The sequence below is a fragment of the Pelagibacterium luteolum genome, from assembly GCF_900100665.1.
Classification (GTDB): domain Bacteria; phylum Pseudomonadota; class Alphaproteobacteria; order Rhizobiales; family Devosiaceae; genus Pelagibacterium; species Pelagibacterium luteolum.
In genome coordinates this window covers 298,010-310,845 of record NZ_FNCS01000001.1, presented here as the reverse complement: position 1 = coordinate 310,845, position 12,836 = coordinate 298,010, and the positions used below count along the sequence as shown (strand labels likewise).

The 12,836-nt window shown below is 61.2% G+C and carries 12 protein-coding genes; 4 read left to right on the top strand and 8 right to left on the bottom strand.

The features are described 5' to 3' along the window. Window positions 1-28: 28 nt before the first annotated feature. Entirely contained in the window at window positions 29-850 is an 822-nt protein-coding gene (locus tag BLR31_RS01430; protein ID WP_090590212.1) for an ABC transporter substrate-binding protein, read from the bottom strand. A 244-nt stretch (window positions 851-1,094) separates the two neighbouring features. Between BLR31_RS01430 and BLR31_RS01425 the strand changes: the two genes are divergently transcribed. Both BLR31_RS01425 and BLR31_RS01420 read left to right on the top strand, forming a co-directional pair. Beyond that, complete coding sequence (locus BLR31_RS01425) at window positions 1,095-1,772, top strand: GntR family transcriptional regulator (protein ID WP_244504911.1); 678 nt, start codon at window positions 1,095-1,097, stop codon at window positions 1,770-1,772. 71 nt (window positions 1,773-1,843) lie between these two features. Continuing rightward, entirely contained in the window at window positions 1,844-2,947 is a 1,104-nt protein-coding gene (locus BLR31_RS01420; protein ID WP_090590204.1) for an NADH:flavin oxidoreductase/NADH oxidase, read from the top strand. 4 nt (window positions 2,948-2,951) lie between these two features. On the opposite strand, the gene melA is transcribed toward BLR31_RS01420, so the two are convergent. The 6 genes from melA to BLR31_RS01390 all read right to left on the bottom strand — a co-directional run bounded on the left by melA (window position 2,952) and on the right by BLR31_RS01390 (window position 10,489). Beyond that, window positions 2,952-4,301, bottom strand: coding sequence for an alpha-glucosidase/alpha-galactosidase (gene melA / locus BLR31_RS01415; protein WP_090590199.1), 1,350 nt, complete (start codon window positions 4,299-4,301; stop codon window positions 2,952-2,954). A gap of 2 nt (window positions 4,302-4,303) precedes the next feature. After that, window positions 4,304-6,319 (bottom strand): aldo/keto reductase, encoded by a 2,016-nt coding sequence (locus BLR31_RS01410; RefSeq protein WP_090590194.1) that lies wholly within the window; start codon window positions 6,317-6,319, stop codon window positions 4,304-4,306. Between the two features lie 33 nt (window positions 6,320-6,352). After that, window positions 6,353-7,438, bottom strand: coding sequence for an ABC transporter ATP-binding protein (locus tag BLR31_RS01405; RefSeq protein WP_090590191.1), 1,086 nt, complete (start codon window positions 7,436-7,438; stop codon window positions 6,353-6,355). A 10-nt stretch (window positions 7,439-7,448) separates the two neighbouring features. Beyond that, on the bottom strand, window positions 7,449-8,285 hold the full coding sequence (locus BLR31_RS01400) for a carbohydrate ABC transporter permease (protein ID WP_090590187.1): 837 nt from the start codon (window positions 8,283-8,285) through the stop codon (window positions 7,449-7,451). Beyond that, a complete protein-coding gene (locus BLR31_RS01395) occupies window positions 8,282-9,142 on the bottom strand; it encodes a carbohydrate ABC transporter permease (protein WP_090590184.1) in 861 nt (286 codons plus the stop codon). The genes BLR31_RS01400 and BLR31_RS01395 overlap by 4 nt, the downstream gene beginning before the upstream one ends. A gap of 72 nt (window positions 9,143-9,214) precedes the next feature. Continuing rightward, window positions 9,215-10,489 carry an ABC transporter substrate-binding protein gene (locus tag BLR31_RS01390; protein WP_090590179.1) on the bottom strand — a complete coding sequence of 425 codons (1,275 nt, stop codon included), beginning with the start codon at window positions 10,487-10,489 and terminating at the stop codon, window positions 9,215-9,217. A gap of 94 nt (window positions 10,490-10,583) precedes the next feature. Between BLR31_RS01390 and BLR31_RS01385 the strand changes: the two genes are divergently transcribed. Beyond that, a complete protein-coding gene (locus BLR31_RS01385) occupies window positions 10,584-11,471 on the top strand; it encodes a helix-turn-helix domain-containing protein (protein WP_090590175.1) in 888 nt (295 codons plus the stop codon). Further along, complete coding sequence (locus tag BLR31_RS01380; RefSeq protein WP_210183874.1) at window positions 11,468-12,211, top strand: endonuclease/exonuclease/phosphatase family protein; 744 nt, start codon at window positions 11,468-11,470, stop codon at window positions 12,209-12,211. The genes BLR31_RS01385 and BLR31_RS01380 overlap by 4 nt, the downstream gene beginning before the upstream one ends. Here the strand turns inward: BLR31_RS01380 and BLR31_RS01375 are convergent. After that, window positions 12,208-12,762: a cytochrome b gene (locus BLR31_RS01375; RefSeq protein ID WP_090591984.1), complete on the bottom strand. Its 555-nt coding sequence runs from the start codon at window positions 12,760-12,762 to the stop codon at window positions 12,208-12,210. The genes BLR31_RS01380 and BLR31_RS01375 overlap by 4 nt on opposite strands. Between the last annotated feature and the right edge of the window lie 74 nt (window positions 12,763-12,836).

The following is a 12,836-nucleotide window of genomic DNA, read 5'->3' as shown; positions in this document are numbered from 1 at the left end:
TCAGGGCGCTCGCGATCCGGGGACTAGCTTAGTAGTATACGCCAGGGACCGAGAGGTCCGGCGCTTCGGCACCGCCGCCGACCCAGGTCTCGAACAGCTCTTCATAGCGACCAGTGCGGATCTGCTGGTGGACGAAGAGGTTGAGGTAGTTCAGCAGGCCGTATTCCTGGCGTAGGGCGATCAGGCCAACGTAATCGACGAGGTAGGGCGCTTCGCCAGCGATGGTGAAGCCTTGGAAATTGCCTTCGTTGATGGTTGCCGCAGCTACGGTGCCAGTAACGACGGTGGCGTCGATCTGGCCCTGCTGAAGCGCGAGAAAGACGTCGGCCTGGCTCTGGAAGGTCCGGAACGAGCCGCCGGCATCCCATTCGTTGAAGTCTTCTTCGAGCGCGATGGCTTCAAAGACACCAGCGACAGAACCGAGGTTCATGCCTGCAAGGTCTTCATAGCTTTCGATGCCGGTGTCTTCGCGGGTCAGGACGACGTTGTTAAAGGCGAAGTAGGGGATGGAGAATCCGATGGTCTTGGCGCGTTCGAGCGTATCAGAGGTGGACGCGACGCCCACATCAGCGCGGCCCGAGATCAGGGCCGGGATGCGATCGGGGAACGGGGTTTCGACGATCTCAGCGGTGACGCCAAGCGCGGCGGCGAGATCGTTGCAGGTGTCGACGTCAAAGCCGACGGGTTCGTTATTGTCATCGCGCGAGCCCATGGGCGGGAAGTCGAGCGTGACGGCGCAGCGCAGGACGCCCGAGGCGATGATGTCATCGAGCTTGTCGGCGACGGCCGGAGTGGCGGCGGCAAGGCTGAGCGTTACCGATGCTGCTGCGATCAAGGCAGGAAATTTCATGGATGGTCCCTCTCTCTTTGAGCAGTTGAGTGCACGGAGAGATAGACCCCGGACAGTGCCGCAAGCCGAATTCCCCTTGCATCATATTCCCTCTGCCGACCACTGCGGAGCCGGCTTAACATTACGTTTGCATAATCGGATCCAATCTACAATATACTAATTTGGGTAAAGCTCGACCGCCGACGCATTGAGGCCCCAATGATGCGATGGAACAGTTGGGCGGGGATTTTGCAGAGAGGCTGAATTGGCTACAGCTTTGAAAGTAAAGGCATTTGATCTTGGCAAGCAGGCGTCTTCGGCCGATGTGATCTATGATGCGATGCGCGATGCGATCATCCGCGGGGAGATTGAAGAGGGCGAGCCGCTACGCCAAGATACCATTGCGCAGATGTTCAACGTGTCGCGCATTCCGGTTCGCGAGGCTATGCAGAGACTCGAGGCGCAGGGGCTTGTGGTGTCTGAGCGGTACAAGGGCGTCGTAGTAGCGTCGCTATCCTACGACCAGATCACCGAGATATTTCAGTTCCGGGCGCTGGTCGAGCCGACGGTGATCGAGATGGCGGTGCCGCTGATGAGTGATGAATCGCTGGAAACGGCGCAGCAGTTCTGCGACGCGTTTGCCGCCGAGACCGACCCGATCCGCTGGGGCGACCTCAACCGCGATTTTCACAACTCGCTCTATAGGGATTCCGATAAGGCATTCTTCCTGTCGATGATCGACAAGACCAATGACCTGGTCGAGCGCTATGTGCGGCTAGTGCTCTATCTCACGCAGGGAATGCGGTACGCCGTGCAAGAGCATCAGGCGATCCTCGATGCGTGCAAGGCGCGCAAGCCCAAACTGGCGGCGGACTTGACGCGCAACCATATCGACACCGCCAGCAAGACGCTGGTGAGCTATTTGCGCGAGCACCACAAATAGCCGCCGGCCGGGGTTAACGTTCTGTCCCGCAGTACCTAGATTGGCTCCCTGTCTTTATCCCGGAGCCTTTTATGCCAAAACTGTTCGATTCCATTTCTATTGGTGGCCTCACGCTGGACAACAGCATCGTGATTGCGCCGATGTGCATGTACTCGGCGAATGATGGGCAGATGAACGAGTGGCATCTGATCCATCTCGGGCATCTGGCCATGTCAGGCGCGGGCATCTTGACCATTGAGGCGACCGCCGTAGTGCCCGAGGGGCGCATTACCTATGGCGACGTCGGGCTTTACGACGACGCGACCGAGGTGGCGATGGGGCGGGTGCTCGAGGGGATTCGCAAATGGTCGAAGATGCCGATCGCCATTCAACTCGCCCATGCCGGCCGCAAAGCGAGCAGTGATCTGCCGTGGTTCGGCGGCGCCCAGATTGCGCCCGATACCGACAATGGTTGGCAGACCGAGGCGCCGTCGAATGTCGCCTATACCGAGGGGCATGTTGCGCCTGTTGCGCTGGACGATGCGGGGCTGGAGCGGCTGCGCAAGGCGTTTGGCGCGGCGGCGCAGCGGGCCGGGCGGCTGGGGATCGACCTGATCCAGATCCATGCGGCGCACGGGTATCTGCTGCATGAATTTCTGTCTCCGATTTCCAATAAGCGCACCGACCAGTATGGCGGATCGCTTGAAAACCGCATGCGGTTTCCGCTGGAAATCTTTGATATTGTACGAGCCAATTTTCCCGCCGAGCGGCCGGTGACGGTTCGGGTTTCGGGGAGCGATTGGGTCGAGGGCGGCTGGGATGGCGAACAGACCGCGCAGTTTGCCAAGGCGCTCGAAGCACGCGGGTGCGCGGCGATCCACGTCTCGAGCGGGGGCAATCATCCCAAGCAGGCCATTCCTGTCGGGCCCAATTATCAGGTGCCGTTGGCAAGACAGGTAAAGGAAGCCGTCTCCATGCCGGTGGTGGCTGTGGGACTGATCACCCAACCGGAACAGGCCGAGGCGATCGTTTCCACGGGCGATGCCGATATGATCGCGATTGCGCGCGCTGCGCTCTACGATCCGCGTTGGCCTTGGCATGCCGCGGCGGCGCTGGGGGCGCAGGTGACGGCGCCTCCGCAATATTGGCGTTCGCAGCCGCGGCAGTTTTCCAATCTGTTTAAGACCGGAAAATAGCTAATCAGGCCCTCACCCAGTTGGGGAGCATGTCGCCGTGAGCTGCGATGAGATCATCGACCAGTGACCAGATCTGGTCGAGATCGAGCTCTGTGGCTGTGTGAGGGTCCATCATGGCGGCATGATAGATATGCTCGCGGTTCTCCGTGATCAGCGCATGGACGGTCAGTTCCTGCACGTTGATGTTGGTGCGCATCAAGGCCGTCAGTTGCGGGGGCAGTTCGCCGATATGGGTGGGCTGGATGCCGTTGGCGTCCACGAGGCACGGGACTTCGACGGCGCAGGCGTCGGGCAGTGAGGTGATGGCGCCGTTGTTGCGGACATTGCCGTATATGACGGCGGGTTCGCCTGTCCAGACGGCGTTGACGATGGAAGACGCGTATTCGTGGCTTTCCTCGACCTCGATGGTCTCGGCCTTGCGATAGTGCTCGGCCTGTTCGGTCCAGCGTTCGATCTGTTCGACGCAACGCTTTGGGTATTCGTCGAGGGGGATGCCGTATTTTTCGATCAGATCCTCGCGGCCCGATTTGATGAACCAGGGCACGTATTCGGCAAAGTGTTCGGAGCTTTCGGTGACGAAATAGCCCAGCCTCGTCATCATGTCGTAGCGCACCTTATTGGGGCAGCGCGGGTTCCAATGGCTGGGTTTGGGGATATTTCCGGCGCGGTAACCGGCGAGGAGGTCGGGGTAGAGATTTTTGTGCGACCCGTCGGGCTGGCGCTGCTCGAAATGGAGATAGAAGGCCATGTGGTTGATGCCGGCGGCCTTGTAGCGCAGGGAGGCATAGGGGATGTCGAGGTCGCGGGCGAGTTCGAAGGCCGTGCCCTGCACCGAATGGCAAAGGCCGACCAGGCGGATGGCGGGAAATTTCTCGGTGATAGCCCAGGTGTTGATGGCCATGGGGTTGACGTATTGGAGCAGGATGGCGTCCGGGCAGAGATCCTGCATGTCGGCGCAGATTTTCCAGAGATGCGGTACCGTGCGCAGGCCGCGCATGATGCCGCCCACCCCGAGCGTATCGGCGATGGTCTGGCGCAGGCCGAAGCGTTTTGGCACTTCGAAATCGATGACTGTCGAGGGCTCGTAGCCACCGACCTGGAAGGCGACGACGATGAAATCGGCGCCGGCCAGCGCGGCGCGCTGGTCGGTGTGGGTGGTGATTTCGGCGCGAGCATCAAGCGACTTGATGAGCTTGCCGACCACCATCTCGCTATCGGCGAGACGGTGGGGATCGATATCCATCAGCGCGATGCGCGCGCCCTTGAGCGCCGGGCGGTGCAGGATGTCGCCGATGATGTTTTTCATAAAGACCGTGGAGCCGGCCCCGATGAAGGCGATTTTGGGAGAGGCCATGCCTAGCGCTTTCCGTCGCGTAACCAGAGGATATCGTCCTCAGTCAATGTGATGTCGAGCGCCTCTAGACTGTCGTCAAGCTCAGCAAGCGTGCGCGGGCCGATCAGCGGGATCAAGGGGAAGGGCTGGTTGAGGCAATAGGCCAGCGCCACGTGGATGGGTTTTTTGCCAAGCTTTTGCGCAAGTTCGATCGCGCGGTCGCGGCGGGCGAAATTGGCGTCGGTGTACCACGTCTCGACCAGTTCTTCGTTGTCGCGCCTGCCGCGTCCGGCCCGGTCGGTGAAAAAGCCCCGGCCCTGGCTCGACCATGCGAAATTGGTGACCTGGCGGTCGGTGAGCCAGTCGCGCCATTGATCGTCAGATGAGGCGACGCAGCCGGGCCAGAGGGGCTTTTGCATCTCTGCGAGCGAGAAATTGTTCGAGAGCGCCGATGGGGCGGTCTTGCCGGCGCGTCTGGCGTAGGCGACGGCCTCGTCGAAGCGCTCGCGGGTCCAGTTCGAGCCGCCGAACGGGCCACGGATGCGGCCCTTACTGACCTCTGCGTCCATAGCGTCGACGAATTCGTCGACGGGCACGTCGGTGTTGTCGCGATGCATGAAATAAACGTCGACATGGTCGGTCTTGAGTTTGGAAAGGCTGATGTCGAGCTGTTTGGCGATGACGTCGGGGTAGGTCAGGGGCGAGTGGGCGCCCTTGCCGATGAGCACGACATCGTCGCGGACGCCGCGTGATGATTGCCAGTCGCCGAACAGGGTTTCGGTGATGCCGTTGCCGTAGATGAAGGCAGTGTCGAAGGCATTGCCGCCTTTTTCGTAATAGGCATCGAGGAGGATGGCGGCGCTGGAGAAGGAGCGGAAATCCTCAAAGCCGAGGGCGAGTTTGGAGATGGGTTTTTCAAGGCCCGGAATGGCGACGCGGGCGATGCGGTCGCTGCGCTTGGCGAGGGTGTCACCCGTGAGCGTTTTGGTGCGCAGGGTCGGCTTTTCGATTTCGTATTCGAGGCCGGCGGTTTGGCGCCATTTGTCGAGGGTGCGGAGGTTGCCGAGTGTATCGTCCCAGCTCATGCCCGGGGCGTCGAATTCACTCTTGCCATTGAGGATCGCCTGGCTGGCGGCTTCCGCCTCGAAAGCATAGAGCCATCCGGCTTCCGAAACCTCGATGGGTTCATGCTTTCCGTCGGTGCGGATGATGTCGATTGTCGCCGTGCCGCCCTTGTGGCCGGTGGCGAACCAGAAATTGGCGATTTCGATGCGGCCCTTCGTGCCCAGGATGCGCAAGACGTTGTCCTGGGCCAGCGAGATGGAGCATGAGACTTCGGCAAGGATGCCGCCGGGGAATTTGAGCACCGCTGCCGCCCATTCGTCGACGCCCGACTGGCCCAAATGGGCAACGCCAGAGACGGTTTCAGGTTCGACAAAGGGCTTGCCCTGGGTCGCGCCGGCGATGAGGCGGGCCATGGAGACCGGGTAGCAGCCGACATCAAGTATGCCGCCGCCTGCGAGATGGTTGGCGTAGAGGCGGTGGTCCGGGTCAAAGCGTGGCATGGCGTAGCCGAAGCTCGACTTGATGGCGCGAACGTCGCCGATTTCACCGGACGCGATCAGGTCGATCAGCTTTTGCGTCATTGGGTGAAGGCGGTACATGAAGGCCTCGCCCATAAAGGTCCTCGCCTTGCGCGCGGCATGAAACATCGCGTCGGCCTCAAAGGCGGTAAGGCCCATGGGCTTTTCGCAGAGAACGTGCTTGCCGGCCTGGGCGCCCTTGATGGCCCATTGGGCGTGCTGGGGATGGGGCGTTGCGATATAGACCGCGTCGATGTCGGGGTCGGCGAGCAGCGCGTCATAGCCATCGTGCACGCGCACGCCGGGGAAATGCTCGGCGTAGTCTGGCTTGTCGGGGTTGCGGGCGCCGAGGGCTACGAGCTCGCCCGATTGGCTGTGGGCGAGGCCGCCGGCGAAGGCGCGGGCGATGGAACCCGGGCCAAGAATGCCCCAGCGGACTTTTTGCTGTTGCGACATGGATATTGGTCTCTTTCTGCGGTGACAGCGTTGTTAGCGGATCCGGTCGCCGGCGCTATCGAAGAGATAAGCGCGGGCCGGAGGAATGGTAATTGTGAGCTCGGTCTTGCCCATTTCCGATCGCGACTGCTCGCGCTCGATGATCAATTGCTCGCCGGTTGCCATATTGGCATAGACGAAACTTGTCGCGCCGAGATGTTCGGCCACATCGACGTTGACGGTCAAGCGGGTGCCATCACCATCGGGGCCTCCGAAATGTTCGGGGCGGATCCCGAGGGTGACGGCGTCGCCAGTCTGGAACGCCTGTCTGACGGGTAGTGTGAGGCGGGCGCTGCCGTGGTTGTCGGTTTCGATGGTGACGGACCCCGGGGTGGTATCGACAACTTTGGCGGCCATGAAATTCATGCGCGGGGAGCCGACAAATCCGGCGACGAAGCGGTTGGCGGGGTCGTCGTAGAGATCGAGCGGGGCGCCGACCTGTTCAACGCGGCCATCGCGCAGGACCACGATCTTATCGGCGAGCGTCATGGCCTCGGTCTGGTCGTGGGTGACATAGATCATCGTCGTGCCCAGTTCCTTGTGCAGCCTGGCGATCTCGACGCGCATCTGGACGCGCAGTTCTGCGTCGAGATTGGACAGGGGTTCATCGAATAGGAAGACGTCCGGCTCGCGCACGATGGCGCGACCGATAGCGACGCGCTGGCGCTGGCCCCCCGAAAGCTGTTTGGGGCGGCGGGCAAGCAGGGGTTCGATCTGGAGGATCGAAGCGGCTTTGGTCACGCGGCGGGCAATATCATCTCGGGGCTTGCCGTTCATGCGTAGGCCGAACGAGAGGTTCTGTTCGACCGTCATGTGGGGGTAGAGCGCGTAGGACTGGAACACCATGGCGATGCCGCGGTCGGCGGGCTCGACGTCGTTGACCGTCGTGCCGCCGATGGAAATTTCGCCGCCCGAAATGTCCTCGAGGCCCGCGATCATGCGCAGGAGGGTGGATTTCCCGCACCCCGATGGGCCGACGAAGACGACGAATTCGCCATCGTCAACCGTTAGATCAACGCCATGGATGACTTCGACCGCGCCGAAGCGCTTCTGGACATTTGAAAGGGTCACGCCGGACATGGAAGCGCTCCTATTTGATGGCGCCGGCGGCGATGCCGGCGACGAAATGGCGTTGAAGCACGACGAAGGCGAAGAGCATGGGGAGCGTGAGGACGACGGCCCCGGTCATGATGCCGCCCCATGAGACGCGGGTGAGACCGATAAGCGAGCCCAGCGCCACGGGCGCGGTCATCATGTCGGGGCGATTGTTGATCAGCAGTGGCCAGAGATAATTGTTCCAGCTCGCCAGAAATAGAATGATGCACAGCGCTGCAATGGTCGGGCGGGCCATGGGCAGGGCGACGCGCAAAAAGATCTGCCATTCTTTGACCCCCTCGACGCGGGCGGCGTCGAAGAGTTCGCCCGGCATCATGGAGAACGATTGGCGCATGAAGAGGACGCCGAGAGAATTGAACAGCGGCGGCACGATCAGCGCGAACCACGTGTTGCCCAGCCCGAAATCGCGGGCGACCATGATGAACTGGGGGATAACGACGACGAAATAGGGCAGCGTCAGGGTGCCGAGGATGATGGCGAGGACGACGCCCTTACCAGCGAAATTGTAACGCGCCAGCGCCCAGCCGGCCATGGAGGTCAAAAAGACCGAGACGACGGTATAGACCGTCGCGACGACGATCGAGACGAAGACGGTGCGCAAAAAACCGGTGTCGGCTTGGAGGAGTGCGAAATTGTTGGCGAACTGGTCGGACGGCAGGAGGACGAGGTTCGAGGAGAAGATCGCGTTTTCCGGCTGGGTGGAAAAAACGATCATCATCCAGATGGGAAACAGCCAAATGAGTGCCAGCGGCACCAAGACGGCGTGCAGGCCGACGGTGCGCAGAAGTGTGGTCTGGGATTTCGATCTCATTTGGGATCCCTCCCGAGCCAGAAGTTGATCACGGAGATGACGATGGCGATCGCCGCGATGGTGTAGGCGACGGCGGAGGCGTAGCCGAAATTGAGGACTGTGAAGCCCTGGCGGTAAAGGAACAGCCCAAGGGTTTCGGTCGCGCCGCCCGGACCGCCGCGATTGGTGATCAGGAACGGTTCGGCAAAGAGCTGCATGGTGCCGATGACAGAGAGGACCACGCAGACCAGGATGATGGGGCGCAGCAGCGGCAGGGTGATGAAAAAGAACTGCCTGGTCTTTGAGACCTTGTCGAGCGTCGCGGCCTCATAGACGTCCTCGGGGATCGATTGCAGGCCCGAGAGTATGATGATGGCGTTGTAACCCACCCAACGCCAGGTGACGGCCGTAATGATCAGCGCCATGGCGGCTGTCGGGTTCGAACTCCAGGAAATCGGCGCGACGCCGACAAGGGCGAGCAGTTTGTTGATGACGCCGAAATCGGCCTGGAACATCAGGCGGAACACGGCGGCATAGGCGACTTCGCCGACAACGACCGGGGCGAAGAAGGCAAAGCGCATGATGCCGCGAGCCTTCAGGAGATGAGAGTTCAGCAAGACGGCGAGGAGCGTCGCCAGCGCGATCATCACGGGCACCTGGATGACCAGGATGATCATCGTGTTCTTGAAGGCGTTAAAGAACGCCGGGTCGATTATCAACCGCCCCCAATTGAAGGTTGGGTTGAAGGTCCAGGGTTGAACGCGGGTCGAGAGGAATGAGAGATAGAACGAATAGATGATCGGCCAGACCCAGAAGGCGGCGAAGATCAACAGATAGGGCGTCAGAAATCCGTACGCCGTTCGCGTCGTTGCGCGCATGGCCTTGCTCCTCCTTTGTTGGAGCGCGGGCCAGACGGTCCGCGCTCCAGATTGCGCCTCTTGGGAGAGGGATTATTCGGCGATCGGCAGGCCGGTGACCAGTGCGATCTGGCTGGCAGCGTCGTCGAGCGCGGCTTGGGCACTTTCGAATCCACCATTGATATACTGGGTCTGGGTAGCCTGGATGATGGCCTGGGCATCGCCGAAGAAGGGCGTGCCGCGGCTGGGGACGACGCGGTCGAGCGTGCCCAGGATATCGACCCAGATGGCCTGGTCACCCCAGAAGGGCTGGCCTTCCTCGACGTAAGGGTCGTCGAGCGCCGAGAGCAGGGACGGGACGAGGCCGAACACGCGCAGCATCGTCACCTGGCCCTCGTTGGTGCCCAATGTGTAGTTCACATAGGCCCAGGCGGCTTCCTTGTTATCGGAAGTGTTGGTGATCGAAAGGGCGGAGCCACCGAGGTTAGCGGCACGCGGGCCGTCTTCGGTCACCGACGGCATTTCGTAAACACCCCAAAGGCCCTCCTGTTCGGGGGCGTTTGAGCGAATGGTGCCTTCGTACCAGCCGCCAAAGAGTTGGCTGGCGACGGTTTCGGCGCGGATCGCCTGGATGCGTTCATCCCAGTTGCCGGCGACGAGGATGCCGGCGTCTGCCATCTCCTTGACCGCTTCGAGTGCTGCGACGCAACCGGGCTGGTTGACGGCGATGGCATCGCCCTCGCCGGTAAAGTAGCCGCAGCCCTGCTCGTTGGCGAGCATGCGGAACCATTCGGTATCACCGTTGAAATCGGCCTGGCCCATTACGACGCCCGGATTGGCTTCGGCGATGGCTTGCCCGGCTTCGATGAAGTCGCCCCACGTGGTTATGGATTCCGGATCGACGCCGGCGTTTTCATAAAAGTCGCGGCGGTAGAACATGGCGACCGGACCGGAGTCCCAGGGCATGCCGTAGGCGACATCGCCGACTTCGAGTTCGGTGCGTTTGAAGTCCGGGAAGCCGGAGGCCATTTCCTCTGTGTAGCCCAGGTCGCGGAGATTGGCGAAACAGTCGGGGAACTGGTTCCAGAAGATTTCTGCTTCCCCGTTCTCGATCGATATGATGTCGGGCAGGCCTGAGCCGCCGGCGGCGCAGCCGGCCAGGGTGCGGTCGAAGACCTGCTGGTTGCCAAGGTCTTCGACGGTGACGGTCACATCGGGATATTGGGCGTTGAAGCCCTCGATTGTCGATTGCAGAGACGAAGCGGCAACGTCCCAGCTCCAGATCGTGATCTCGCCAGATTGCGCGAGAGCACCTCCCGTCATGCCGAGGACAAGCGCAAGCGATGCGCATCCCAGTGTTGGACGCATTGATATTCCTCCCATTTGTGTTGCCCGATTGCCGGGCTGATCCTAGACTAGCCCGTTCAGAGCCGGCGTCTCACGAAAAGGGAAGAGGGAGTCGTTGGAAAGTAAGATCGGTCAAAAACGCTACTGGAACCCGCTCAAGAGTACAGTCGAGAGCGTACCCAACCAACTTGTGATCAGCCACGAGCAGCCCGGCATCATGTCGACGGCGCACTGGCATGCGCAGGTCGAGATCAACTATGTTTTCTCTGGCTCGGTCGATTATCAGATGCAAGGTCACACAGTGCATCTCGAGGCGGGAGACGTTTGCCTCTTCTGGGGCGGTCTGCCCCATCAAGTGGTCGATACGGGAGATGATGCGATGTTCATCGCGATCCATCTGCCGCTGGTGCATTTCTTCAGGCTGCGGCTGCCGGTCGATATCCAGCAAAAGCTGATGCGCGGCGCAACGCTTCTGGCCGGGAAGCGCGATGCCGGGGACGATCAGTCCTTTGCGCGCTGGTCGGACTACCTACGCTCAGACGACGGGGTGCGGGTCAATCATGCGATCGATGAACTGCTTTTGCGGATCGAGCGCATCCAGTTCGACAGCTACCGGCTCGTCGATGCGGCAACGACCGATACGGCGCCGCTCGAAGCGCCCGACAGGCAGAGCTTTCACAATATCGGCGAGATCTGCGCCTATATCGCCGATAACTTCCGTCACGACATCGATTCGAGCGCCATTGCGTCCTGTGTCGATATCCATCCCAAATACGCGATGAGCATGTTCAAGAAATCGACAGGAATGACGCTCAACGAATATGTGAGCCTGTTGCGGTTGTCCTACGCGCAGGCCATGCTGATGCGTGACGACGTCAATGTCTTGCAGGTGGCCATGGATTCCGGGTTCGGATCGCTTTCAGCGTTCAATACGAGTTTTCGCAAGCTGGCGGGGATGAGCCCGACAGACTATCGCCGCTCGGCGCGGGAGCGGACGGCTTGAGGGGCGCAAGTCCCGCCGCAATCGACTGTGTCACTTGGAATGTACACCGTGGACGGGGCAATGACGGGCAGTTTCTGCCCGAACGCGTCCATTTCGCCATCGAGACCGAGATCGCCCCGCTCCGGCCCCATGTGCTGGCACTGCAGGAGGCGGACCTGGAAACGCTGCCACAGGCCGGTTATCTCGATATCGGACGGATCGGGGCGGCGGTGGGACTCGACTATGCGCAGGCGCAGGAGAGTTTGCGCAGGGATCCGGCTTCAAGCGGGTTTTTTGGGTCGGTTCTATTCCTACATCCCGACTTCACCATTACTGCGACCCATGTCATCGACCTGCCGGGCCATTGGCATCGGGGTGCGGTCGCAATGGAAACGATCTGGCAGGGGCGCGACGTGCGGATCGTAACTGGCCATTTTTCCCGGCTCGATCTGATCCGGATGGCGCAGATGCGCACGCTGGGCCAATTCATTCTCCGACGGCCGCAGATGCCGACCGTGCTCATGGGGGACATCAACGACTGGCGCTATTGGCGCGCGCCCTCGCTGCGCAAGACGATCGTGGGGCGACGGTTCGAGGGTCCGAAAAAGCCGACATTCCCGATGGAGCGGCCCTTCCTGCCGCTGGACCGGATCATGAGCGATGTTCCCGGGGCGGTCGTGCAAACGCGTGTGCTCGACGGGACGGCGATCCGGGTCGGGTCGGATCACCGGCCCCTGTGGGGGCGGGTAACGCTGGATTAGCGACGTAGCATTGGGGCCATGCGGGTGAAGACGCCGTCGCGCCGGAGCAGGGCGTGATAGAGCGCCGCGCCGATATGGACGACGATCAAAAGGACAAGCGGAAACCGCGCGGTGACGTGGATGGCCTGCGCAGTGTCAGCCAGATCCTCGTTAGGGGCGACCAGATGGGGGATGCCTATGGCATCGAAAAGCTCGAGCGGGTAGTCGCCGGCGGTGACATACACATAGCCCGAAATCGTCATGACGAGCAGCAGGACATACATGGCGATGTGGGTGCCTGTGGCGATCGTCCGCTGGAAGGTCGGCACCGAAGCGGGGAGCGGTGGGGGCGGATTGAAGACCCGATAGGCGATGCGGATCACGACCAGCAGGAAGATGATCACCCCGAGATTTTTGTGGTAGATGAACAGCGCATCCTGGGTGCTGCGCGGCAGGTCTTCCTGAAGCATCATGACGCCGACCGGGATGGTTGAAATCACGAGCAGGGCTACGATCCAATGCAGCGCGATTGCAAACGGGCGATAGGGGCGGGGGTGATCTGTTGTAGCCATTTTTTCGTTCATCCCTAAGAGGATATCGCTGGCGCAGTCTGGGTCGGCGATGACAATGTTACAATTGCTTGACA

Excerpts from the sequence above, each read along its gene's own strand:
- BLR31_RS01430 (WP_090590212.1), bottom strand. The coding sequence starts at position 850 with ATGAAATTTCCTGCCTTGATCGCAGCAGCATCGGTAACGCTCAGCCTT.
- BLR31_RS01420 (WP_090590204.1), top strand. The coding sequence starts at position 1,844 with ATGCCAAAACTGTTCGATTCCATTTCTATTGGTGGCCTCACGCTGGAC.
- melA (WP_090590199.1), bottom strand. The coding sequence starts at position 4,301 with ATGGCCTCTCCCAAAATCGCCTTCATCGGGGCCGGCTCCACGGTCTTT.
- BLR31_RS01410 (WP_090590194.1), bottom strand. The coding sequence starts at position 6,319 with ATGTCGCAACAGCAAAAAGTCCGCTGGGGCATTCTTGGCCCGGGTTCC.
- BLR31_RS01405 (WP_090590191.1), bottom strand. The coding sequence starts at position 7,438 with ATGTCCGGCGTGACCCTTTCAAATGTCCAGAAGCGCTTCGGCGCGGTC.
- BLR31_RS01400 (WP_090590187.1), bottom strand. The coding sequence starts at position 8,285 with ATGAGATCGAAATCCCAGACCACACTTCTGCGCACCGTCGGCCTGCAC.
- BLR31_RS01395 (WP_090590184.1), bottom strand. The coding sequence starts at position 9,142 with ATGCGCGCAACGACGCGAACGGCGTACGGATTTCTGACGCCCTATCTG.
- BLR31_RS01390 (WP_090590179.1), bottom strand. The coding sequence starts at position 10,489 with ATGCGTCCAACACTGGGATGCGCATCGCTTGCGCTTGTCCTCGGCATG.
- BLR31_RS01375 (WP_090591984.1), bottom strand. The coding sequence starts at position 12,762 with ATGGCTACAACAGATCACCCCCGCCCCTATCGCCCGTTTGCAATCGCG.